At 50.3% G+C, this 22,657-nt stretch carries 20 protein-coding genes; 9 read left to right on the top strand and 11 right to left on the bottom strand.

Features of this window, described 5'->3' with window-relative positions:
* Positions 1-12: 12 nt before the first annotated feature.
* The 9 genes from ACUZ8J_RS19500 to recG all read right to left on the bottom strand — a co-directional run bounded on the left by ACUZ8J_RS19500 (position 13) and on the right by recG (position 7,877).
* Entirely contained in the window at positions 13-387 is a 375-nt protein-coding gene (locus ACUZ8J_RS19500; protein ID WP_446694694.1) for an ApeI family dehydratase, read from the bottom strand.
* Complete coding sequence (locus tag ACUZ8J_RS19495; protein ID WP_011621153.1) at positions 380-1,744, bottom strand: AMP-binding protein; 1,365 nt, start codon at positions 1,742-1,744, stop codon at positions 380-382. The genes ACUZ8J_RS19500 and ACUZ8J_RS19495 overlap by 8 nt, the downstream gene beginning before the upstream one ends.
* Positions 1,741-2,289, bottom strand: a complete 549-nt coding sequence (locus tag ACUZ8J_RS19490) for a COG4648 family protein (protein ID WP_011627439.1) — start codon at positions 2,287-2,289, stop codon at positions 1,741-1,743. The genes ACUZ8J_RS19495 and ACUZ8J_RS19490 overlap by 4 nt, the downstream gene beginning before the upstream one ends.
* Positions 2,289-2,537: an acyl carrier protein gene (locus ACUZ8J_RS19485; protein ID WP_011621155.1), complete on the bottom strand. Its 249-nt coding sequence runs from the start codon at positions 2,535-2,537 to the stop codon at positions 2,289-2,291. Before ACUZ8J_RS19485 ends, ACUZ8J_RS19490 begins: the two co-directional genes overlap by 1 nt.
* Before the next feature lie 9 nt (positions 2,538-2,546).
* Complete coding sequence (locus tag ACUZ8J_RS19480) at positions 2,547-2,801, bottom strand: phosphopantetheine-binding protein (RefSeq protein WP_011621156.1); 255 nt, start codon at positions 2,799-2,801, stop codon at positions 2,547-2,549.
* The gene (locus ACUZ8J_RS19475; protein ID WP_011715575.1) at positions 2,788-3,636 is read right to left on the bottom strand and encodes a lysophospholipid acyltransferase family protein; all 849 of its coding nucleotides are present in this window, start codon (positions 3,634-3,636) and stop codon (positions 2,788-2,790) included. Before ACUZ8J_RS19475 ends, ACUZ8J_RS19480 begins: the two co-directional genes overlap by 14 nt.
* On the bottom strand, positions 3,629-4,366 hold the full coding sequence (locus ACUZ8J_RS19470) for a beta-ketoacyl synthase chain length factor (protein WP_446694693.1): 738 nt from the start codon (positions 4,364-4,366) through the stop codon (positions 3,629-3,631). Before ACUZ8J_RS19470 ends, ACUZ8J_RS19475 begins: the two co-directional genes overlap by 8 nt.
* Positions 4,367-4,726: 360 nt before the next feature.
* Complete coding sequence (locus ACUZ8J_RS19465) at positions 4,727-5,623, bottom strand: DUF3014 domain-containing protein (RefSeq protein WP_279774953.1); 897 nt, start codon at positions 5,621-5,623, stop codon at positions 4,727-4,729.
* A gap of 178 nt (positions 5,624-5,801) precedes the next feature.
* Positions 5,802-7,877 (bottom strand): ATP-dependent DNA helicase RecG, encoded by a 2,076-nt coding sequence (gene recG / locus ACUZ8J_RS19460; RefSeq protein WP_446694963.1) that lies wholly within the window; start codon positions 7,875-7,877, stop codon positions 5,802-5,804.
* Positions 7,878-8,269: 392 nt separating this feature from the next.
* Here recG and ACUZ8J_RS19455 point away from each other — a divergent pair, with 392 nt between their 5' ends.
* The 3 genes from ACUZ8J_RS19455 to ACUZ8J_RS19445 all read left to right on the top strand — a co-directional run bounded on the left by ACUZ8J_RS19455 (position 8,270) and on the right by ACUZ8J_RS19445 (position 11,628).
* Positions 8,270-9,295: an ABC transporter substrate-binding protein gene (locus ACUZ8J_RS19455; protein WP_089068665.1), complete on the top strand. Its 1,026-nt coding sequence runs from the start codon at positions 8,270-8,272 to the stop codon at positions 9,293-9,295.
* A 10-nt stretch (positions 9,296-9,305) separates the two neighbouring features.
* Complete coding sequence (locus ACUZ8J_RS19450; protein ID WP_446694692.1) at positions 9,306-11,129, top strand: GGDEF domain-containing protein; 1,824 nt, start codon at positions 9,306-9,308, stop codon at positions 11,127-11,129.
* An 85-nt stretch (positions 11,130-11,214) separates the two neighbouring features.
* Complete coding sequence (locus ACUZ8J_RS19445) at positions 11,215-11,628, top strand: YkgJ family cysteine cluster protein (RefSeq protein ID WP_011621163.1); 414 nt, start codon at positions 11,215-11,217, stop codon at positions 11,626-11,628.
* On the opposite strand, the gene ACUZ8J_RS19440 is transcribed toward ACUZ8J_RS19445, so the two are convergent.
* Positions 11,591-12,430 carry a substrate-binding periplasmic protein gene (locus tag ACUZ8J_RS19440; protein ID WP_446694691.1) on the bottom strand — a complete coding sequence of 280 codons (840 nt, stop codon included), beginning with the start codon at positions 12,428-12,430 and terminating at the stop codon, positions 11,591-11,593. The genes ACUZ8J_RS19445 and ACUZ8J_RS19440 overlap by 38 nt on opposite strands.
* A gap of 171 nt (positions 12,431-12,601) precedes the next feature.
* Here ACUZ8J_RS19440 and ACUZ8J_RS19435 point away from each other — a divergent pair, with 171 nt between their 5' ends.
* On the top strand, positions 12,602-13,918 hold the full coding sequence (locus tag ACUZ8J_RS19435) for a hemolysin family protein (protein WP_446694690.1): 1,317 nt from the start codon (positions 12,602-12,604) through the stop codon (positions 13,916-13,918).
* Between the two features lie 58 nt (positions 13,919-13,976).
* Here the strand turns inward: ACUZ8J_RS19435 and ilvY are convergent, their stop codons facing one another.
* Complete coding sequence (ilvY, locus tag ACUZ8J_RS19430; RefSeq protein WP_446694689.1) at positions 13,977-14,849, bottom strand: HTH-type transcriptional activator IlvY; 873 nt, start codon at positions 14,847-14,849, stop codon at positions 13,977-13,979.
* 196 nt (positions 14,850-15,045) lie between these two features.
* On the opposite strand from ilvY, the gene ilvC reads away from it, so the two are divergent.
* From ilvC to ilvA, 5 genes are all read left to right on the top strand, one after another.
* On the top strand, positions 15,046-16,524 hold the full coding sequence (gene ilvC / locus ACUZ8J_RS19425) for a ketol-acid reductoisomerase (RefSeq protein WP_446694688.1): 1,479 nt from the start codon (positions 15,046-15,048) through the stop codon (positions 16,522-16,524).
* A gap of 590 nt (positions 16,525-17,114) precedes the next feature.
* Positions 17,115-18,788, top strand: a complete 1,674-nt coding sequence (ilvG, locus tag ACUZ8J_RS19420) for an acetolactate synthase 2 catalytic subunit (RefSeq protein WP_446694687.1) — start codon at positions 17,115-17,117, stop codon at positions 18,786-18,788.
* Positions 18,785-19,045: an acetolactate synthase 2 small subunit gene (gene ilvM / locus ACUZ8J_RS19415; protein WP_011621169.1), complete on the top strand. Its 261-nt coding sequence runs from the start codon at positions 18,785-18,787 to the stop codon at positions 19,043-19,045. The genes ilvG and ilvM overlap by 4 nt, the downstream gene beginning before the upstream one ends.
* A gap of 80 nt (positions 19,046-19,125) precedes the next feature.
* The gene (gene ilvD, locus ACUZ8J_RS19410) at positions 19,126-20,985 is read left to right on the top strand and encodes a dihydroxy-acid dehydratase (RefSeq protein WP_446694686.1); all 1,860 of its coding nucleotides are present in this window, start codon (positions 19,126-19,128) and stop codon (positions 20,983-20,985) included.
* 1 nt (position 20,986) lies between these two features.
* Positions 20,987-22,630: a threonine ammonia-lyase, biosynthetic gene (gene ilvA / locus ACUZ8J_RS19405; RefSeq protein ID WP_446694685.1), complete on the top strand. Its 1,644-nt coding sequence runs from the start codon at positions 20,987-20,989 to the stop codon at positions 22,628-22,630.
* Positions 22,631-22,657: the final 27 nt, after the last annotated feature.

The following is a 22,657-nucleotide window of genomic DNA, read 5'->3' as shown; positions in this document are numbered from 1 at the left end:
TCATACCGTCGCTCACAGGGATGCTCCATCATCTTGCTGACTAGCAAAGCTGATACGCCCGGAGGCATAGCGGTGGTCGCCATCGCTGTAGGCAAAGGTTAACTTCTCTTTGGCGGCATTATGGCTAATGACTAAGGTGACTTCCTGCCCTGGCAGAATAAGCTGTTGAAACTTTAACACTTCTAAATTAGCGACCGCAGCGTTGTAACCAAAATGCTCGCAACCTAAGCGCACGGCCCAATCGAGTTGGGTCACGCCGGGGAGCACGGCTTGCTCGGGAAAATGGCCGTTAAAATATTCGAGATCGGCGGCGACAAAGAGGCGCAGTTCAATACTTTCTGGGCCGATCTCTGATGCGAGGATCGGCGGTAAACTCGACTTAATCATGGTCAAATAACTCAACTAGCTGGGCGACGACGCGCTTGCCCTGAGTGTTTAACGGTAAGGTTTCGGGGTAACGCCAGCGGCGCGGTAAAGTCACGCGCTCGAACTGAGTCAGTAGATGCGCTTTTAACGCGTTGTTGATACTCAGTTTTCCCTGCTCTTGGTGCACACTTCTGCCTAATGGCGACAGGGTGATCACCGCCCCTAACTGGGATTTAAACTGGGGTAATACGACCAAGGCGGCCTGCTCGACATAGGCATGGCTACAGAGCAAGGTCTCCATTTGTGCCAGTGAAAGACGTTTTTCTTCAATCTTAACGATGCGGTCGAGTCTTCCCTTGAGCCTGAATTGGCCATTGGCCGTCGGCTCGATTTTATCTTCACAACGTAACCACTGATCGTCGGCCAAGTAGGGCGACTTAAGCAGCAGGGCGCCATCGTCAGCGTCTTGGTCTATGGTAATTTGTTCAAACACTTGCCAAGGTTCGTCGGCCTCCTGTTGGCGACGATAGGCGATACCGCCGGTTTCGGTGCTGCCGAATATCTCTATGGGTAAATGGCCATAGCACTGGGCAACCCCTTGGGCGGCGGTGAAACTTAACGGCCCGCCGGAGCTGAAGACTAAGCTAGGTGATCGCAGTTGGCGTTCGTGTTCTAGCGCCTTAGGCAAACGGGATAATTGCGCAGGGCTACTGATGAGGCACAGATTCGGCAACAATGCGGTGTAGTAGCTTAAGGTCTCTGGGTATTCGATCTGCTCGCTTAAAAAAGGGCGACTGGCGGCTAAGGGCCAGAGGATTTTAAACAACAAGCCGTAGATATGTTGATGGGAAACGGTCGAGACCACACTGCAATGGGGCAAATGCTCGGCGAAGGTGTGCTCGAGCACAGTCACTTCGGCATCGAGCTGCCTTAGGCTCTTGCGAATCGCCTTGGGCTCACCACTGCTGCCCGAGGTAAAGAGCACTAGTTCACCGAAGCTGTCGCTCTCTGGCCAAGGTTTGGTGGGCAGGCTCAGCTCTTTATTCAGCAGGATAAAGGCGTGACTCTCGCACAGCGGTTTGTCCGACAATATGCCTTCAAACTGATGGGTCAGTTCACTCAAGGTGCCGGTTTGGGTGTTGGGCGGCAGAATAATTTCCTTGCCCGCCAACAGTGCTGCACACAGACCTACTGCAAACAGATCGCTGGTATCACTCGCCAGTAACCATTTTTGTTCAGGCGCTTGGCGCAGCTGCTCGTAAAAATGCGCAACCTGATTGGTAAACAGGGCACCTGTGACTATGTCATGGTGATTAAAGCTGATCAGTTGTTGGGCGAATGGCCCTTGGGTTAACCAGTTTTTGAGTAGTTGTGTCATGTCTTCTTCAACCAAAAGCTGCGATATAACCATTCCCCACCGAGGAGCAGTCCCATGAGTACGTATGCAATCAAACCGTTATACAAGGTCCAAGTTGCTAGGCTGGTAAACGCGGCGGTATAGGCCGCCACTGTGCCGTTTAGGATAAATAAGCCACACCAAAGCAGGGTGACTTTTTTAAGATAACCTATGGCTTCATCCGGCAAGTCGGGCTCTTTGAGCCGTGCGAGCCGTTCAATCATGCTCGGGCCTTGGTATAGCGAGTAGCTAAACAGGGCTAACATGGTGAGATTTATCACCACGGGGTAATACAAGAGCCAGTCGCTGCGTTTGGCGACAAAACTGCCCGCTGTGAGCGCAATCCCAACAAGCAAAGGCAAAACTAAGGTTTTAACCTTTTGCTTTTGCAGCATTAAACGCACTACCAACAAGAGGCATAGCACTAGGGCTATGGTGCCTGCTGGCAGATAATTCAGTCCTAAATACACGGCGACTGGATAAGCAATCAGCGCGAGTGCGGTTAGTACTTGTAGCAGGACACGCATTAGTCTTTAACTAGGCCTTCAATGGCGTTAACGACATCGTTGACTGTGCGCACAGATTTAAACTCGTCGGGCTGAATTTTCTTGCCCGTGAGCTGCTGCAGCTTTATCACTAAGTCGACGGCATCGATGCTATCCAGATCTAACTCTTGATAGAGATTCGCCTCTGGCGTAATCGCATCAGCATCGATTTCAAACTCATCCACCAAAATCGTGGTCAACATAGCGAGGATTTGTTCGCGGTTTTGCATCTTCCTCTCCTATGGACGTTGTGATTCGATGAAGTTAGCTAGGCTGGCGACGCTGTAAAAATGCGCCTTAGTGCTATCCGAGTTCGCTTCGATTTTCACATCAAATTTTTTCTTGATGGCTAAACCAAGCTCGAGCGCGTCGATCGAGTCGAGTCCGAGTCCCTCACCAAATAGCGGTGCATCTGTGTCGATATCATCAATACTGACGTCTTCTAAGTCGAGGCAGTCGATGATCAACTGTTTAATTTCGTTATGTAAAGTCATAATTATTTTCGAGTTGTTGTTGATAATATTGTTCAAGGTCTCGGGTTAATTGCCGAGCCATTTTCGCATGCTCACCCAAAGGGGCTTGGTAGCCTTGGTGAGAAATTGTGTTGCCGATTTCGACGGCCATTCCCATGGTTTGCCTTGGGATCTCATACCAAGGTTGTTCCTTTGTCAAACCACGCACATTAGTGCGCAAAACCACAGGTAAAATATCGGCTTGGGTGCGAATGGCGATATTGGCAGCACCGCGGGCAAATTCGTTAATGCTTGCACCAAATACGGTGCGCGTGCCTTCGGGAAAGATAATCAGGTTCGTGCCGCGGGCAAGGACTTCTCGGCAATCTTCGAGCATGAGTTCGGCACCGCGATTGGGAATGTATCCCGCGCAGGAGACGACGCCACGTAAGAAGGGGTTGCGCCATAGGCCCTGTTTAACGATACAGCCCGCATTGGGCATCAAGCTGATTAATACCACCACATCGACTAGGCTCGGGTGATTGGCAATCACTATCACGCCCTTGGCATTTTGCAGCAGCTCGGCATTATGGGTGCTGACTCGGATAACTCCCGCCCAAGTCAACATGGCCACAAAGCCTTTAAACATAGTGTGCACGGCTTTTTGCACGCGGATAATCCGCGCCTCGGGCGTGCCCGGCCAAAAACGCAGCAGAGGCAAGATGGTTAACGAGCTTAACAGTCCACCGAGACCAAAGGCGATGTAGCAACTGACGCCGCCGAGCCAACGGGGAATATAGTTGATTCCCGCGCGGCGTTTTTCAGGCAGCGTATAAGCGACATTAAATTCGGCATTGTGTGGCACTGGATTAGGCATGCGTTAGGCTCCAGTGCCAGTGTGACAAGCAGCCGTCAATATCCTGTGAGGTTGCCAGCGCATGAATCAACATGCCATAGGATAGCGGCGTGGCGTTTTGTTGCTGCTCTGCTGTCAGTTGGCTTAGGGTGAGGGTGACGGTTGCACTCTCATCTGCAGGCGCTAGGGTCAATCCTAGGGCTAAGGGCAACTCAAACTCTTGAGTAAATTCATCATAGACTGGTGGGACGGGATCGTCGCCAAACACCAACAACAGTGGCTCGGGCGATTGGTGCAGCTGGGCGAACGCTTCTACCATGGCTTGGGAAAGGGTTTCTGTGCCCGCGGCAATCGAGGTCGAAGGGGCGGTGTTATTGGCTAAAATGCCAAAAATACCACTGCCAGTGTTATGCACCGACTGACTAAAACCTAAGGGGGAAAGCGGTTGTTTTTCAATAATATCTTCGAGCAGGCCAATAGTGCGGTGAAGCTCGCCGTGGCGAGAAGCAAATATCGAGCGACAGTTAGACGCGGCCTCACATTGGAAGCTGACATCCAGCATCATCTTGGTTAAACGGCTAAAACGTCTGCGCTGCATGGCGGGGACTTGGGAAAGGGCTGGGGAAATCCCCTCGAGGTCATTTTCTTTGCTTGTGTCAGCCGAGTGCTTGCACCAAGTTTGCCAGTCATCACGCTGTGGATACTTTGGCGCCCATGCGCCCCAAGAAAGGATGCTGAATCTGAGTTGCACTACTTTGCCTCGACACTATTTAAAGCTGTCTTAGTTATCCCTAACTAAGCGAAAATTTTAATGAATTGATTGGCTTATCGCTATTTTCTCGCTGGATTGACGAGCACAATTCCCCCCGTATATTGAGTGGCTTATTCTACACTAAGTCCTTAGTTTTAATGAAGCCATTTGCATTGTGATGGTTAACAAAATGCAATCAAGTTCGAATTTATCACCCAAGAGTAACATTCGTTGCAGCTGAGTTATTGGGAGGATAGAGGATAAAACCTTGGACTGAACCTGAGTTGAACAAGTCGATAGGTAGTATTTTTAAGATACAAAAAAGGCGCACTAGGCGCCTTTTTAGACAAGCTTTGGGCATTACTGGGCGAGTTGGTTTTCCAATTTACGCAGCGCCGCTTTGACTTTACGGGTGTTTTCAGGCCCCATGCGGATCATCAGTTTTTGCGCGCTCGGTAAGGCCTCTAAATTAGGATCTACAAAGCGGTAGTTCACGCTGATTGAGCTCAGCTCGATAGGCTCTTCGATAATAGGCGCGGCAAGCATGATCTTAATGGCTTGCAGCATTCGGTCATTGAACTTGGCATTGCTGTAACCTAACTCGGCAAAGGCCTCATCAAACAGCGGTGTGAGCTGTTTGTAAGTGTGCATTAAGCTTGCTTCATCCATGCTGGCAAGTACAGTCGCGTAGGCATCGTATCTGTGGTAACTCTCTGGATTTAAATACACTTTGCTAGTGATTTCAGACACAGTGAACAGCTTTTCTGGGCCTTTGACTGGGCTGACTTTGCGGGCGAGATCGCCTTGGGCCAAGTTGTCCACAAACACCACAAACTGACGGGCCAAATCTTGGTTCACTAAAGAGGAACCGACCACGTTGTTATTGATGATCGCTAGCGCTTTTTGATGCACAAAGGCATCGCTCTCAGGCAGGCTAGGGACGACTTCTTCAGGAATCGCAGGCTCGGTTGGCGTGACGACGGTTTCGGTTTCCGGCGTGGTCACTGCTGGTGCTTCATTTTCCACCGGCGCAGTTTCAGGCTCAGTGCCTGTCTCGAGCGTCATAGGTTCAGATGAAGGTGGCTCAGGCAGCACTATCGGCGCATTGGGGATGAGCTTGGGTGAGTCATCTTTCGTGTAGTAATAATAACCTCCTGCAGAGAGCAGCACGACGAGCACAATCGCAATCAAAGCAAAGCGATTACTGCTTGAAGAGGTTTCTTGAGGTGTAATTCTATCATCTTGATTAACTTGCATTTTACATCCTTCGCTTAAGTGTCAAGGTAACGGGGTGAATACATGCAGCTAACATTTAAAGTGCAAGTGCCAACGAGTTGTCGGTGGCAGGTTCATTGTGCAAGTTTCCACGCGCTTGTCCATAGCGGTGAGCTGAACAGGCTGAATTTATTTTACCTTGAAGGGGTTAGCTTAAGGTTTAGGCCTGAACGTATTGTTGCCTGTGTCCAAGCCAACGATGAATAATGGCATCGACCGATTCTGGTGCCTGTGACATCACATGGCTCGCCAGTTTTTGGATATGTGGAATAAGCGCCTGATCGCGGACAAGGTCGGCGATTTTCAGCTCGGCCAGTCCCGTTTGCTTAGTGCCCAGTACTTCGCCCGGCCCACGGATCTCTAAGTCTTTCTGTGCAATCACAAAACCATCATTACTTTGCCTGAGCACATTTAACCGCTGGCTCGCGGTTTGGCTCAATGGCGCCTTGTAGAGTAACACACAATGGCTCGCCACGGCACCGCGCCCTACGCGGCCCCGCAGCTGGTGCAACTGTGCAAGGCCCAGTCGCTCAGGGTTTTCGATAATCATCAAGCTGGAGTTGGGGACGTCGACACCGACTTCAATCACTGTGGTTGCCACCAAGAGATGTATGCTTCCCGCCTTGAAGTCGGCCATAATTTTTTGCTTTTCAGCACTTTTCATTCGGCCGTGAACTAAACCTATGCTCAGTTCCGGCAGCGCTTGGCGCAGCTCTTCGGCGGTATCTTCCGCCGCTTGGCACTCGAGAACTTCGGATTCTTCAATCAGAGTACAGACCCAATAGGCTTGGCGTTTATCAGTGACTACGCTGTTGCGGACGCGCTCAAGCACTTCATTGCGACGCGAATCGGGAATGGCGACTGTGGTCACGGGCGTGCGGCCGGGCGGCAACTCATCGATAATCGAGGTGTCCAAATCGGCGTAGGCCGTCATGGCTAAGGTTCGTGGGATCGGCGTTGCCGTCATAATTAACTGGTGTGGATGAAAGCCTTGGTTAATGCCTTTTTCCCTGAGTCCCATCCGTTGGTGAACCCCGAACCTGTGCTGCTCGTCAATGATGATCAAGGCCAGTTTGTTAAAGGTTACCTGTTGCTGGAAGATGGCGTGGGTACCTATCACCATTTGCGCCGCGCCCGATTCAATATCGGCTAAGGATTGCGCCCGCGCCTTGCCTTTAAGTTTGCCCGCCAGCCATCCGACTTTTAATCCCAGAGGCTCAAACCAGGCTGCAAAGTTTGCTGCATGCTGCTCGGCGAGTAATTCGGTAGGCGCCATCATCGCCACTTGGTAACCATTTTCGATGGCCTGCAGCGCGGCGAGGGCGGCGACTAAGGTTTTACCCGAACCCACATCACCTTGAACTAAGCGCATCATGGGGTGCGGTTGCTCTAAATCTTTACCTATCTCGGCGACGACCCGCTGCTGGGCGCCCGTCGGTTTAAAGGGCAATGAGGCGAGAAAGGGATTCAATAGCTGGCCGCTGGCGTGCATGGTCACGGCGGCGTCGAGATTGCTGCGCTGCCTGAGTCGGAGCATGCTGAGGTTATGGGCGAGCAGTTCTTCCTGCACTAGCCGTTGCTGCGCCGGATGCTGGCCGAGCTCTAAGTCAAATTGTGATATTCCAGCGTGGGGGCGATGCAGGGTTTGCAGCGCTTGTTTTAAGCTCATGCTGTTGGGCTGCAAATTGGCGGGTAATAACTCGGTCAAACCGCCGTCTTCTAATAATTCGAGGGCTTGCTCGGTGAGCTTGATCCAACTCGCCTGCTTGAGTCCTTCCGTCGTGGGATAAATCGGCGTAAGGGTATCGCTTAAGTGAATGTCTTCTCCGGGATACACAATTTTGTACTCGGGATGGACGATTTCTGCTTGATGATTACCACGGCGAATTTCACCGTAGGCGCGGATCATTAACCCATTTTGCATCGCATTGCGTTGCGCCATCGAAAAGTTAAAAAAGCGCAGGCTCATGCTGCCGGTATTATCCCGTACATTGCACACCAGCATGCGTTTGCGGCCTTGAATGATTTGCGTCGACTGGATTTCGGCTTCAATGGTGCCGTAATTTCCCGGCATTAAGGCGGCAATAGGATAAATTTGAGTGCGGTCTTCGTAGCGCAGGGGTAAGTGAAACAGCAGATCTTGTACTGTTGTGATGCCGAGCTTGGCGAGTTTTTCCGCCACCCTTTTGGCGACGCCTTTGAGGTCGGTGATCGGAACAAGATCCAATTGCTGCAAGTCGTTAGCGCTCAATCACTGTGAATTTATACATATACTAACAGAGTATAAGCGTAAGGCAATCTTAGGCTTGGCGCTGGCCAAAGGATAAATGGCGATGGGTTAACTGGCGGGGAGGCGTTACACCAAAAGAATGAACTTAGCCGTTAACATTTAAGTTATCTTATTAAAATTAAAATGAATATCCTATAATTGGTTGCGCTGAACTTAGGCAAAAATAAATATTCTTAGTTACCAAGTTCACTTTTTATTATTTTGTGGTTTAATCAAATAATTGGTTACCAGCGACATGCTTTGGTAATTATGCGGTAACAAGGTTGTGAATCGAAATAATAAAGTGACCTCCAGTGACGGAACACATTTGGGGAAACACCGTCGAGGAGAACTCGCTTTTGCGTCTATGGTATTTGAGTTGTTTATTTATAGGCCTGCTGTGTTCCACATCGCCTGCATGGGCCAAATTAGAAGTGGCTTTTTTTAACCCCGGCGCCGCAACGGATAGCTTTTGGGGTGATGTCGATAAATTAATGCAAGTGGCTGCCACTCAACTCGATATTAATTTACAAATAACCCATTCAGACCGTAATCATTTTAAAATGATTAACCAATTAGAGGTATTATTAAGCTCTACCTCATCCATCCCTAGCCATATTATTTTGGTAAATGAGAAGCAGTCAGCAATAAAAATGTTGCAGTTGCTCTACCACTATCCCATATATGTGCAGCTGATATTGAATGATATTTCAGTGGCCGAGCGAGAAACCTTATTAGCGGATCCACATTGGCAAACCTATTTATTACCAGCCATTATTCCCGATAATTACGCGATTGGTGCCGAAACGGCCAAAACCCTATTAAGTGGTTTAAAGGATGAAAACGCGAAGGTTTTATTAATTTCGGGCGATAAGTCGACGCCTGCCTCAGTGCTGCGCACCCAAGGCGCCAATGACTACTTTTTTATGCAGCACAATGCCACTGTGACTCAAACCGTCTATGGCCAGTGGAGCCAAGATATTGCCTATGGGCAAACCTTAACTTTGCTTTCCCGCTATCCCGATTTAAATCTGATTTGGACGGCCAGCGATAATATGGCTATTGGAGTACTAAAAGCCTTGCGGGAAAAAGGACTTCAGCCCGGGCGTGATGTGTTGGTGAGTTCAGTGAATACCTCCGCAGAGATTTTACAGCTTCGCCAATCACAGCAAGTCACTACATTGGGCGGCGGGCACTTTTTAGCGGGCGCTTTGGGATTAGTACAGCTGAAGCGTTATCAAGCAACTTCGCAATATTATCCCTATGCGGATATACAACTTTTTAGTGTCCTTAATCCAGATTCGGAGTTTTATCGGCTGTTAGTCGCTAGGGATTGGGCGGGGATTTTTAAGACACAGATTTTGGATAAGTTGCCACAATCATAAATAGGTATCCATGAAGCATCGTAATCATTCCATCAGTCACAGAATGACGCTCACAATTATTGGGGTGAGTTCGTTTTTTGCTGTCCTGACTATGTTGGTACAGTTGATATGGAACTATCAAGAGAGCATAGATAAAACCACGGCGGATATTCGTGAATACTCCGAATCCATCTTACCCAGTGTGGCTAAGTCGCTGTGGGATGTTGACCATAGTCTGTTATCGGATTTGCTATCGGGCCTTGGGATGATGCCCATGGTGGCGAGCGTTAATCTAGAGAGTATCGACGGCGTTGCTATGCAACTGGGTAAGTCGATTCATTTAGATAGTAGTCGGCAAACTCTGTTTCGCTATCCCATTAACTATCAAGATCAGCAGATTGGCATGCTAACGGTCGGTTTAGATACGGACACGCTCTATTACGAGTTGTGGCAGCAATTGATCATCATAGTATTAGGCAACGGGCTGAAAACGCTGTTGATGATTTACTTGATCCTCTCTTTGGTGCGCCTGTTAGTCACCAATCGCCTCTCGGCGCTGGAGCGGTTTGCCAATCAAATTAATCTACAGTCCCTGCCTAAGCTCAATGTGCCCATGAGTGTGATGCAAAGCTCCGATGAGATTGGTCATGTCGCCCAGTCGCTACAGGCCATGTATCAACGGATCCGCAACGATTTGGCCATCAATAAACGCCAGCAACGGGCGCTGCAACAACAGCAAAACCAGTTGGCGAAGCTGGTCGATGAGCGGACTCAAGAACTTAATTGGCAATCCAAGGCAAACCAGTTGCTAGCCGAGATGTCGTTGCAATTTTTAACGACAGACACCACCCGATTAGATGAGTCCTTAGCCGAAGTCTGTGGCCGCATTGGTTGCCTATTTGATGTTGAACGGGTGAGCATTATTGAATTTACCCAGCAGCACGCCCGTTATCGGAGTTTTTGGAGCTGCGAGTCGCAGGCGGGCAAGATCCAAGATATTTCCATCGACAGTGTGGCTGTGCTGGCACAAAAATTTACCTCAGAGTCGACCTTAGTCATTGAGTCGGTTGCTGAACTGGCGGATGAATCACCAAAGGAATATCAAGCCTTGTGCTCGGTCGGCATCTGTTCCATTGCCGCCTATGCGATTAAAAATAGTAATCAACTCTTGGGATTGCTCTCGCTTTCTATGGTCAGTCGTCCATTAAACTGGAGCGTGCAAAAGAAGGTAATGCTGACGCAATTTGCCGCGGCACTGAACGAATTATTACTACGTGAGGAAAAAGAGCGACAGATGCTCAGCCTGCAACAGGCTTTAGTGTCGGTGAATGCTCAGCTGCGGGTGATGGCCGACACCGATGAATTAACCGGATTAAGCAACCGCCGCCCCTTCACTCAAACCCTAGAAACCTTGCTCCAGCAAGACACTTCCTTCGGCCTGCTCATGTTGGATGTCGATTACTTCAAGAGTTACAACGATACCTACGGCCACCTCGAGGGCGATGCGGCGCTTAAGCGAGTGGCGCAGGCGTTAACTCAGTGTGGTATTTTGCCGCAGGAGAGTTTACTTGCCCGTATTGGTGGTGAGGAATTCGCGATTGTTCTGCAACAGATTTCACCCATCCAATTGGAGGCGATAGCCAACCAGCTCTGCTACCAAGTGGCCGCCTTGGAGATCCCCCATAAAAGCTCCCCAAAGGGCAAGATCACCCTGAGTATTGGTGGGGTGTATTTTCCTAAGGAAAGCCAGGATGGCTTAACGTTGTCGGAGGTGCTGCGCCGAACCGATATTTGTCTGTATCGCGCTAAAGATCAGGGGCGCAATACCGTGGTGATTGATTCGAACCATAAGTGACTGTAATAGGAGCGCGGCGCCGATTTATTTCTGCTTTTGGCCTGCTATAATTGCCGTCCTTTAATTTCTAACTCTAGGTTCTGGCGTGTCAAAACGGGGCAAAAATACGGCAAGTGCGGTGTCGATTTTCAATATCGATGATTTGTCCACTTGGCAAAAATATCGCAAAGGCTTGTGTGATAGCTGCCATGCAACCTGCTGCACCTTGCCCGTAGAAGTCACTGTGAGCGACTTAGTGCGCATGGCCTTAGTGGACGAGTTTGAAGCCGAGGGCGATCTCAAGGCCATCGCCAAACGTCTGCAAAAAGCGCGCATCATCGACAACTTCAACCACAAAACCGCCATTTTTACCTTGGCCCGCATGGCGAACGATGATTGCCTGTACCTCGACAGCAAAACCCGTCGTTGCACCATTTATCATCAACGTCCCGAAACTTGCCGCAATCATCCGCAAATCGGCCCTAAAGCGAATCACTGCCCTTATCGTCCCCGTGAGTAAGCTTTTGGATATGAAATTGGTACAGGGCTTCGAGTTGATGGCTGTCCCGCATCGCTTGTACCTGCCGATTAAACTCGTGCGCAATCAAGTCTTTATTGGCTGAACGTTTTGAGATCAGCATATAAAAAGGCTCCTGCTGGGTGTTGGGGGATACCTTAGAGGTGAGCGTTTTAGGCAGTTCGCCCGACTGAGTTAAAGCGAGGCTACCAGCTAAAATCTCCTTACGGGCGATGAAGAATTTACATCTGTGTTTCAACAACATTTCTGGGAGATGTTGCAGAGAATTGATTTCGCTGATGGGCGTTTCTTTGCGCCAGCCAAAGTTATCGTAATTGAAGCCTTTAATGCCGCAAACCGTGCCAAAATCAGCCAACTGATTGATATCATTTATATGAAATTGCGGGTCTAGTTCGGCTTTCAAATAAAAATAACTGGGGGTGAGGTAATAATAAGCAATAGATGGGATATAATCAGTCGCCCTTTGTCGGTTGAGCGATGCGCTCATTGCGGCATCTATGCTGCCATTTTGAACGTCCTTTAAACAGCGTAACCAAGGCAAAGCCTGCACTTCATAATCAATTCCAATGGGTTTAAAGGTGCGTTCTAGCAGGTCGATATCGTAGCCGCTAAGCGTGGAAGTCTTAATGCCATCTTGCCGAATAAAATAATTAAACGGTGGATATTCAGTCTCTTCGACACAAAAGCGTAACCTTAATGGGGAAAGCTCGTCGGCGCCATAGGCAGCAGGCGAGAGCAGAATCACGCATAACAAGGCGATTAGCGGATATAATAAACGCATCATACTTTTTAAGCGCAGTGGCGATTTTTTTAAAGTGTAGCAAAGGGCTTAGCGGCAGCAGGGTTCTTTATTGCCACAGGCTAGAGCCGCTTTATTGGGCAAAATTCAACTGATCCGCGAAAATCACTGCGCGGGTTGGTGCAAGTAAGTCTAGTGTGAAACAAAAGGTGTTACATGAGTCTCTTAGATAACGTGATGATTATATTGTGCTTAATTGCCGCGAGTTGTTTCTTTTCCATGTCAGAAATTGCTTTGGCCGCATCACGGAAAATCCGTTTACGTCAGTTAGCCGATGAAGGCGATGCCAGAGCTGAAAAGGTGCTGCATTTACAGTCGTATCCCGGCAGCTTTTTTACTGTGGTGCAAATTGGCCTGAATGCCGTCGCCATCATGGGCGGTATTGTGGGTGAATCTGCATTTCGTCCGTATTTTTATCAATTCCTTTCACCTTGGTTAGCCGATCCTTGGTTGGGTCAGGTGAGCTTTTTGATGTCGTTTTTACTCGTTACCAGTGCCTTTATTTTGGTGGCCGATTTAATGCCTAAGCGTATTGCGATGGCGATGCCTGAGCAAGTTGCCTTGGCTGTCGTTGGCCCTATGAGTTTCTGTATCGCGATCCTGCGTCCATTGGTGTGGTTTTTCAATGGCATGGCTAGCGGTATCTTCAAGTTGCTGCAAATCCCCACGGCCCGAAATGATGAAATTACTTCCGATGATATTTACGCGGTCATGAATGCGGGGGCAGAAGCTGGGGTGCTCGATAAGGGAGAACAACAGATGATGGAGAACGTGTTTGAAATGCAAACCGTTTCAGTCACTTCTGCCATGACGGCCCGCGAGAGCTTAGTGTATTTCCTGCTGCAGGACAGCGAGGAGGATATCAAGCGGAAGATTGCCGAAGATCCTCACACTAAGTTTTTAGTCTGCGACGGCCAATTGGATATGGTCAAAGGTTTTGTAGATGCGAAGGAGCTGCTGATCCGTGTGATCAACGGCGAGAACATCACCTTAAAGGACAACAGTCTTGTGCATACCTCGCTGATTATTCCCGATACCTTGAGCTTGTCTGAGGCGATGGAATACTTCAAAAACAGCCGCGCCGATTTCGCGGTGGTGATGAACGAATATGCCCTGGTTGTCGGGATTGTCACCACCAACGATCTGCAACGGGCAGTGATGGGGGCTTGGTCGTTACACGAGAGCGAAGAGCAGATTATCGCCCGTGATGGTAATTCTTGGTTAGTCGATGGGGTCACGCCGATTACCGACGTAATGCGCGCCTTCGATATTGAAGAGTTCCCTCACAGTCAAAATTATGAAACCATCGCCGGTTTTATGATGTACATGCTGCGTAAAATTCCTAAGCGTACCGACTTTGTAAACTATGCCGGTTACAAGTTTGAAGTGGTGGATATCGACGCCTACAAGGTCGATCAACTGCTGGTAACTCGTATCGATGGCAACGATAAGTTAATGTCGCCAGATACCTAATCTTATCAACATCATAAAAAACGGGACTCAGTCCCGTTTTTTATATCGCAACTAAAATTTAGATCGCTTCTAAAAACGCATTCACTATCGGATCGTCCAAGCGTTTGACCTTGCAACAACAACCCAGCTCGAAGGGGGCAATGCTCACGGGGGAGGCTAATAGCTGGATCCTATCCCGCACTGGGCTGTTATTGATCACTACCTCTGGAGTGATACTCACGCCACATCCGAGCGCCACCATGGACGCAATCGCTTCCTGCCCCGACACCTGCGCATAAATATTGGGGCTGATTCCCATCTGTTTGAACCAATGATCGGCTCGGCGTCTTCCCGGTCCGTGGTCGGGAATGATAAAAGGCACCCGCGACCAGTCGATGGGGGCTTGGCTTATCTGTTGCTGCACCGAGCAGCGCATGGTTGGCGCGATTAAGGACAAAGGCACATCGTCAATCTTGGCGAAATGCAAGGTGACAGGAAAGGGATCCGGCAGCGCGGCAATGGCAATGTCGGCGCGATTTTGTTGCACTTCGGCCAGTGCATTGGCGGCATCCCCTGTGGTCAGGGCTATCTCAACAAAGGGATGCTCCTGCCGAAAACGTTCCAGCAATTGCGGTAAATGGCTGTAGGCGGCAGTTACTGAGCAATAGAGATTTAAGGTGCCGCGCAGTACATCCTGTTTAAGATCGATACTGTGTCGCAGGTTGCGCCAATGGTGCAGGGTCTGCTCGGCGAACAATTTAAACTCGCGCCCCGCATGGGTTAAGGTCACGCTGCGATTATCCCGTTCGAATAACTTGGCGTTCACTTCTTCTTCGAGCCGCTGCAAGGCGCGACTTAAGGTCGAGGGACTGACGTGCATCTGCTCCGCCGTCTTGGCGAAGTGCAAACTGTCACATAAGTGCAGGTACAATTTGAGGGTGCGTATGTCCATAACCTCGTCCTATTGGCCGCTTATCAAGGCTGTTGTAACCGAAAATGACATTGCATAAAACGCAATGTGAGGTTTCGAATATATCATTTTAAGCAACGATAGCCATAGGTTATAGTGATTTCAATCACAACCAGTTATTAACAAAAAGTTGATATTGGTTGAGTCCCAAATTCCCGACTGAAAGGTGGTATCTCAGATGGCTAACTATTTTAACTCTCTGAATTTACGTCAACAATTAGCACAGCTTGGCCAATGTCGTTTCATGGACCGTTCTGAATTCAGCGATGGCTGCAATTACATCAAAGATTGGAATATTGTTATTTTAGGTTGTGGTGCTCAGGGTCTTAACCAAGGTCTGAACATGCGTGACTCGGGGCTGAATATTGCCTACGCCCTGCGCCCAGAAGCCATTGCTCAAAAACGTGCCTCATGGCAAAAAGCCACAGACAACGGTTTTAAAGTGGGCACCTTTGAAGAGCTGATCCCAACGGCGGATTTGGTACTGAACTTAACGCCCGATAAGCAGCACTCCAATGTGGTTAGCGCTGTGATGCCGCTGATGAAGCAGGGTGCAACGCTGTCTTATTCCCACGGTTTTAACATCGTTGAAGAAGGCATGCAGATCCGCCCCGATATCACAGTGGTGATGGTGGCGCCTAAATGCCCTGGCACTGAAGTGCGTGAAGAATACAAGCGTGGTTTTGGTGTTCCAACACTGATTGCCGTGCACCCAGAAAACGATCCTAATGGCGATGGTTTAGAGATTGCCAAAGCCTATGCGAGTGCCACTGGTGGTGACCGCGCTGGCGTATTGCAATCTTCCTTTATCGCCGAAGTAAAATCGGATCTGATGGGCGAGCAAACCATTCTATGCGGTATGTTGCAGACGGGCGCTATCTTAGGTTACGACAAGATGGTGGCCGATGGTGTTGAACCTGGCTATGCCGCTAAGTTAATCCAACAAGGTTGGGAAACCGTGACCGAGGCGCTTAAGCACGGCGGTATCACCAACATGATGGATAGACTGTCTAATCCAGCCAAGATTAAAGCGTTTGAAATTGCAGAAGATTTAAAAGAAATTCTGCAACCCTTATTCGAAAAACATATGGATGACATCATCAGCGGCGAGTTCTCCCGCACTATGATGCAAGACTGGGCCAATGACGATGCTAATCTGCTGCGTTGGCGCGCCGAAACCGCAGAAACGGGCTTCGAAAATGCCCCAGTTTCGAGCGAGTATATCGACGAGCAAACCTATTTCGACAAGGGGATTTTCCTAGTTGCGATGATCAAAGCCGGTGTCGAATTAGCCTTCGATACTATGGTGTCGGCGGGTATTGTTGAAGAGTCAGCCTATTACGAATCACTGCACGAAACGCCGCTGATCGCTAACACCATCGCCCGTAAACGTCTGTACGAGATGAACGTGGTGATCTCGGATACCGCAGAATACGGTTGTTATCTGTTCAACCATGCTGCAGTGCCAATGCTGCGTGACTATGTAAATGCCATGTCGCCAGAGTATTTAGGTGCGGGTCTGAAGGACAGTTCTAACAACGTCGATAACCTGCAGTTAATCGCCATCAATGATGCGATTCGCCACACCTCAGTTGAGTATATCGGTGCGGAACTTCGTGGTTATATGACTGATATGAAAAGTATTGTTGGAGCTTAATTGATAAAGGCTGGGCCCCTAAGGATGTGGGGCTCGGCGTGACAAATTTATTCCTGCTTCGTAGGTTGTCGAGCGGGCAAAACCGACATGGGTTAGTTGGCGATAAGGTTCACTAACGCGCGTTTGTTAACGTTTCACTTTGTTGTTTTGCATTGTCTCGGCAGGGAAGCTGAATTTTTTTGACATTAGATAATTTTTTATTGTGTTTGGCTGTCGCTTTATGGTAAAGCTAATAGCTCGCGGCGGGGTAAGGTTCCCAAAGCAAGCATCGCTCAGGCTTAAAAGTGAGGAGCGATAAGAATTTCAGCGATACACATACAGAACACCGATTAGGGACCCATATTGATGTTTAACCAAGCTGCCAAGCTCATTCTCGTGATTATTACCGTAGTGATTATTAAATCACAGCGGGGGCGGCGCATGGCAAACTGGTAGACCTAAAAGGTTAAAAGTTTCGAAAGAACCCCCCGCTCCGAAAGGACCGGGGGGTTCTTCGTTTTCAGGCCCTAGGTTTTGGAAATGAGGTTTCGAAATAGCACAAATTACGAGTCGATTTTCGGCAATTTAGGATCAAGGTAGCGAGAGAGAATATGGAACCAGGGCAGATGATTAGAGGCGCAGACGCAGTCATAAAAGTGTTGGCAGCACATGGTGTTACCACAGTATTTGGTTACCCAGGTGGTGCCATTATGCCAATCTACGATGCCCTCTATGGAAGCCCTGTCGAACATCTCTTAAGCCGCCACGAACAAGGCGCCGCCTTTGCCGCCGTAGGTTACGCCAGAGCCAGTGGTAAAACCGGCGTGTGCTTTGCCACCTCTGGCCCGGGTGCGACCAACTTAATCACTTCGCTTGCCGATGCGTTATTGGATTCTGTGCCTGTTGTCGCTATCACGGGTCAGGTCTCTACCGCAGTTATTGGCACCGATGCGTTTCAAGAAATCGATGTATTGGGCATGTCCTTAAGCTGCACTAAGCACAGTTTTATGGTGACGGATGTAAACGATCTGATCCCGACCCTGTATCAAGCCTTCGAAATCGCGGCATCGGGTCGACCCGGCCCAGTGCTGGTGGATATCCCTAAAGATATCCAAATCGCACAACTGGAATATCGCACTCCCTTGCTGGCGGTGACCAATGAACCACAGGCGAGCGCCAGTGAGATTGAGGCGGCACGCGACCTGTTAGCAGCAGCAAAGCAACCTATGCTGTACGTGGGCGGCGGTGTGGGGATGGCGGGGGCGGTCGATCAGTTGCGGGATTTTATCAAAGCCACGGGTATGCCATCGGTCGCGACGTTAAAAGGCTTAGGCAGTATTGCCCATGGCACTCCAGGTTATTTAGGCATGTTAGGTATGCACGGCGGTAAGGCGGCCAACCTAGCGGTGCAGAATTGTGATTTATTAGTGGTTGCCGGTGCGCGCTTCGATGACAGGGTCACAGGCCGTTTAGCGACTTTTGCCAACAAGGCCAAAGTCATTCATTTAGATATCGACGCCGCCGAGCTGGGCAAATTGCGCCAGCCCGATGTGGCCATCGCCGGTGATTTACGCCAGATTTTCCCTGCTTTAGCTATGGCACTGAACATCACGCCTTGGCAAGCAGAAGTTGAACATCTTGCCCGTAAACATCAATGGGATTATCAACATCCCGGCAGCTTAATCTACGCTCCTGCCATGCTGCGCCGGCTTGCTAACAAACTGCCCGAAGACAGCGTAGTGTGCTGCGATGTGGGCCAACATCAAATGTGGGTCGCCCAACATATGTGGTTCCGTCGCCCTGAAGATCATTTATCCAGCGCAGGGTTAGGCACTATGGGCTTTGGTTTACCCGCCGCTATCGGCGCCCAAGTCGCCCGCCCCGATGCAACTGTGGTCACAGTGTCTGGTGATGGCTCTTTTATGATGAACGTGCAGGAGCTGACCACCATCAAGCGCCGCAAATTACCGGTGAAGATCCTACTAATCGACAACCAAAAACTGGGGATGGTGAAGCAGTGGCAACAGCTATTCTTCGAAGAGCGCTACAGCGAAACCGATCTGTCAGACAACCCCGATTTTGTGCAACTCGCTTCGGCCTTCGATATTCCTGGCCGCACGATTTTCTCTTCCGACGAAGTGGAAGAGGCCTTAACCGAAATGTTAGCGGCTAAGGGCCCCTATTTGTTACACGTAGCAATCGACGATGCTTTTAACGTTTGGCCACTGGTGCCCCCCGGCGCATCAAACAGCGATATGATGGACGAAATGGAGAAACAAACATGATCCACTCCCTAGAATTAACGGTTCAACAACGCCCAGAAGTGATAGAACGTGTACTACGTGTGACTCGTCACCGTGGTTTTACGGTCACCCAAATGCAAATGCGGATGAACGACGATGCGAGTCTGTCGCTGGATATGGAAGTGGACAGCGAGCGCGCCATCGAGCTGCTCAGCAATCAACTGAATAAATTGATTGATGTCACTCAATGCAAGGTCTTGTTACCGCTAAACTTGCAACAGCAAAAAGTACACGCATAAGCATCCAGTGGCTGCGGGAATTAGCACTGCAGCAATGCCCTAAGGGCACGATTTTCGATTTGAGATAAGGGATAGAGTCAATGCCAAAGTTACGTTCAGCAACCAGTACCGAAGGCCGCAATATGGCGGGTGCCCGTGCGCTATGGCGCGCCACAGGGGTGAAAGACAATGATTTTGGTAAGCCGATTATTGCAATTGCCAACTCCTTTACTCAGTTTGTTCCCGGCCATGTGCATTTAAAGGATATGGGTTCTCTGGTGGCGGGCGCCATCGAAGAAGCGGGCGGTATCGCCAAGGAATTCAACACCATCGCCGTCGATGATGGTATCGCCATGGGCCACGATGGCATGCTCTACAGTCTGCCTTCGCGGGAGCTTATCGCCGATAGCGTCGAGTATATGGTCAATGCCCACTGCGCCGATGCGCTGGTTTGTATCTCTAACTGCGACAAAATCACCCCCGGCATGTTGATGGCGGCGCTGCGCCTCAATATTCCCGTGGTGTTTGTGTCGGGCGGGCCGATGGAGGCGGGTAAAACCAAACTGTCGGACAAGCTTATCAAACTCGATTTAGTCGATGCCATGGTGGCGGCGGCAGACTCGAGTGTGAGCGACGAAGATAGCGCTAAAATCGAACGCAGTGCTTGCCCAACATGTGGTTCCTGTTCGGGCATGTTTACCGCTAACTCGATGAACTGTTTAACCGAAGCTTTAGGACTGTCGCTGCCGGGCAACGGCTCCATGCTCGCGACCCATGCCGATCGCCGCGAACTGTTTTTAGAAGCGGGCCGCCGCGTAATGGCGCTGACCAAACGTTACTACGAACAAGATGATGCCTCGGCACTGCCACGCAATATCGCCAGCTTTAAAGCCTTTGAGAACGCCATGGCGCTGGATATCGCCATGGGCGGTTCGTCTAATACTGTGTTGCACTTATTGGCTGCGGCGCAGGAGGCGGACGTGGCATTCACTATGGACGATATCGACCGTATGTCGCGCCAAGTGCCGCACCTATGTAAGGTGGCGCCGTCGACCGCTAATTACCATATGGAAGATGTGCACCGCGCCGGTGGTGTGATGGGCATCTTAGGCGAGCTAGACCGCGCCGGATTGCTGCATACCGATGTGCCACACGTTGCCGCCGATGCGGGGGGCAATCTCAAGTCGGTGCTCGCCAAGTACGATGTCATGCAAACCCAAGATGACAAAGTAAAACAATTCTTTATGGCGGGACCTGCGGGCATTCCCACCACTAAAGCCTTTAGCCAAGACTGCCGCTGGCCATCGCTGGACGATGACAGGCGAGAAGGTTGTATCCGTAGCCGCGAGTTTGCCTTCAGCCAAGAGGGCGGTCTGGCCGTGTTATCGGGCAATCTGGCCGACAATGGCTGTATCGTTAAAACTGCCGGTGTGGATGAGTCTAACCTGACCTTTATCGGCAGTGCTCGGGTGTACGAAAGCCAAGATGATGCAGTCGCTGGCATTTTAGGTGGCGAAGTAGTGGCGGGTGATGTGGTGGTGATTCGTTACGAAGGGCCAAAAGGCGGCCCAGGCATGCAAGAAATGTTGTACCCCACCAGTTACTTAAAATCCCGCGGCTTAGGCAAGGCCTGCGCGCTGATCACCGACGGACGTTTCTCTGGTGGAACTTCCGGTTTATCCATCGGCCATGTGTCGCCTGAGGCGGCGGCGGGCGGCACGATTGCCTTGATTGAAAACGGCGATCGCATTGAAATCGATATTCCTAAGCGCAGTATCAAGCTTGCGGTGAGTGATGCCGAGTTAGCGGCGCGCCGTGAAACCATGCTCGCCCGTGGACCAATGGCGTGGAAACCACTTTCGCGTCAGCGTTATGTGTCGATGGCACTTAAAGCCTACGCCATGCTTGCCACCAGTGCCGACAAGGGCGCGGTGCGCGATCGCAGTAAGTTGGAGGACTGATATGTTATCTCTCGCATCGTCGCAAACGGAGCAGGCTGAGGCGCAGGCCTCTCAGTCGAAGCCGGGCACTTCTGCCTTAGAAAAGAGTCAGCTTGCGCAAAGCTACCTGCAAAAAATCCTGCTGTCGTCGGTTTATGACGTTGCGAAAGTGACGCCACTCTCGAGCTTGAATAAACTCTCTGCGCGTTTGGGCTGCCAAGTATTTTTAAAGCGTGAGGATATGCAGCCTGTGCATTCCTTCAAGCTGCGCGGCGCCTATAACCGTATCGCCCAGTTAAGCCAAGCCGAATGTCAACGCGGCGTGGTGTGCGCCTCGGCGGGCAACCATGCCCAAGGCGTGGCCATGTCGGCGGCCAGTCGTGGTGTGGATGCAGTGATTGTTATGCCCGAAACTACGCCTGATATTAAAGTCGATGCGGTGCGTCGTTTGGGCGGTAACGTGGTGTTGCACGGTCAAGCCTTCGATCAGGCCAATGGCTTTGCGATGGAGATGGCACAGCAGGAAGGGCGGGTGTATATCGCCCCCTTCGATGACGAAGCCGTTATCGCCGGCCAAGGCACTATCGCCCAAGAAATGCTGCAACAGCAGCGCGACCTTGAAGTGGTATTTGTACCCGTGGGCGGCGGCGGATTAATTGCCGGGATTGCCGCCTATTACAAGGCGGTGATGCCACAGGTCAAAATTGTTGGAGTGGAGCCTGAAGATGCGGCCTGCTTAAAAGCGGCGATGGAGGCGGGCGAGCCTGTCACACTTGCGCAAGTCGGCTTGTTTGCCGATGGGGTCGCGGTTAAACGTATCGGCACTGAGCCATTTCGCTTAGCTAAGTGGTTTGTGGATGAAGTGGTGACGGTAACGTCCGACGAAATCTGCGCTGCTGTAAAAGATATTTTTGAGGATACCCGCGCCATTGCCGAACCTGCTGGCGCCTTATCTTTAGCTGGGCTTAAAAAATATGTCAGTACCAATGCCGCAGGCGAGAGTGGTAAGGGTGAAAAAGTCGCGGCGATTTTAAGTGGCGCGAATGTGAACTTCCACAGCCTGCGTTATGTGTCGGAGCGCTGCGAGCTGGGTGAGCAAAAAGAAGCTGTGTTGGCGGTTAAAGTGCCCGAGCGTCCCGGCAGCTTCCTGCGTTTTTGTGAGTTGCTCGAAAAGCGGGTGATGACCGAATTTAACTATCGCTTTAGCAGTCGCGATATGGCGGTGGTGTTTGCGGGTATTCGCCTGACCAAAGGCCATGGTGAATTAGAGCAGATCATCAATACCTTAGAAGATAATGGCTTCGAGGTGCAGGACTTATCCGGTGACGAAACCGCGAAATTGCATGTGCGTTATATGGTCGGTGGTCATCCGCCAGAGCCGTTAGAGGAGCGCCTATTTAGCTTCGAGTTTCCCGAACATCCCGGTGCGCTGCTGAAGTTTTTAACTACCCTGCAGAGCAAGTGGAATATCAGTTTATTCCATTACCGTAATCACGGCGCGGCCTTTGGCCGAGTGCTGGCGGGGTTTGAAGTGCCCGAGGGCGATGCCTTGCCGTTTCAGCAGTTTTTAACTGAGCTGGGATTTGTCTATCAAGAAGAGACGCAAAGCCCTGCTTATCAGCTGTTTTTGAATGCCGGAAAAGGAAAAAAGAACCTGCCTTTGTAATCACTTAGCTTTAGGTTACAACTTAGG

The sequence above is a fragment of the Shewanella sp. Koi 1 genome (assembly GCF_052907445.1).
The sequence above is the reverse complement of the archived record's forward strand: the minus strand, read 5'-3'. Positions and strand labels throughout refer to the sequence as shown.

What these genes read in the sequence shown, in the direction of transcription:
- ACUZ8J_RS19500 (WP_446694694.1), bottom strand. Translation starts at nt 387, where the DNA reads ATGATTAAGTCGAGTTTACCGCCGATCCTCGCATCAGAGATCGGCCCA.
- ACUZ8J_RS19495 (WP_011621153.1), bottom strand. Translation starts at nt 1,744, where the DNA reads ATGACACAACTACTCAAAAACTGGTTAACCCAAGGGCCATTCGCCCAA.
- ACUZ8J_RS19490 (WP_011627439.1), bottom strand. Translation starts at nt 2,289, where the DNA reads ATGCGTGTCCTGCTACAAGTACTAACCGCACTCGCGCTGATTGCTTAT.
- ACUZ8J_RS19485 (WP_011621155.1), bottom strand. Translation starts at nt 2,537, where the DNA reads ATGCAAAACCGCGAACAAATCCTCGCTATGTTGACCACGATTTTGGTG.
- ACUZ8J_RS19480 (WP_011621156.1), bottom strand. Translation starts at nt 2,801, where the DNA reads ATGACTTTACATAACGAAATTAAACAGTTGATCATCGACTGCCTCGAC.
- ACUZ8J_RS19475 (WP_011715575.1), bottom strand. Translation starts at nt 3,636, where the DNA reads ATGCCTAATCCAGTGCCACACAATGCCGAATTTAATGTCGCTTATACG.
- ACUZ8J_RS19465 (WP_279774953.1), bottom strand. Translation starts at nt 5,623, where the DNA reads ATGCAAGTTAATCAAGATGATAGAATTACACCTCAAGAAACCTCTTCA.
- ACUZ8J_RS19450 (WP_446694692.1), top strand. Translation starts at nt 9,306, where the DNA reads ATGAAGCATCGTAATCATTCCATCAGTCACAGAATGACGCTCACAATT.
- ACUZ8J_RS19440 (WP_446694691.1), bottom strand. Translation starts at nt 12,430, where the DNA reads ATGATGCGTTTATTATATCCGCTAATCGCCTTGTTATGCGTGATTCTG.
- ACUZ8J_RS19435 (WP_446694690.1), top strand. Translation starts at nt 12,602, where the DNA reads ATGAGTCTCTTAGATAACGTGATGATTATATTGTGCTTAATTGCCGCG.
- ilvY (WP_446694689.1), bottom strand. Translation starts at nt 14,849, where the DNA reads ATGGACATACGCACCCTCAAATTGTACCTGCACTTATGTGACAGTTTG.
- ilvC (WP_446694688.1), top strand. Translation starts at nt 15,046, where the DNA reads ATGGCTAACTATTTTAACTCTCTGAATTTACGTCAACAATTAGCACAG.
- ilvG (WP_446694687.1), top strand. Translation starts at nt 17,115, where the DNA reads ATGGAACCAGGGCAGATGATTAGAGGCGCAGACGCAGTCATAAAAGTG.
- ilvM (WP_011621169.1), top strand. Translation starts at nt 18,785, where the DNA reads ATGATCCACTCCCTAGAATTAACGGTTCAACAACGCCCAGAAGTGATA.
- ilvD (WP_446694686.1), top strand. Translation starts at nt 19,126, where the DNA reads ATGCCAAAGTTACGTTCAGCAACCAGTACCGAAGGCCGCAATATGGCG.
- ilvA (WP_446694685.1), top strand. Translation starts at nt 20,987, where the DNA reads ATGTTATCTCTCGCATCGTCGCAAACGGAGCAGGCTGAGGCGCAGGCC.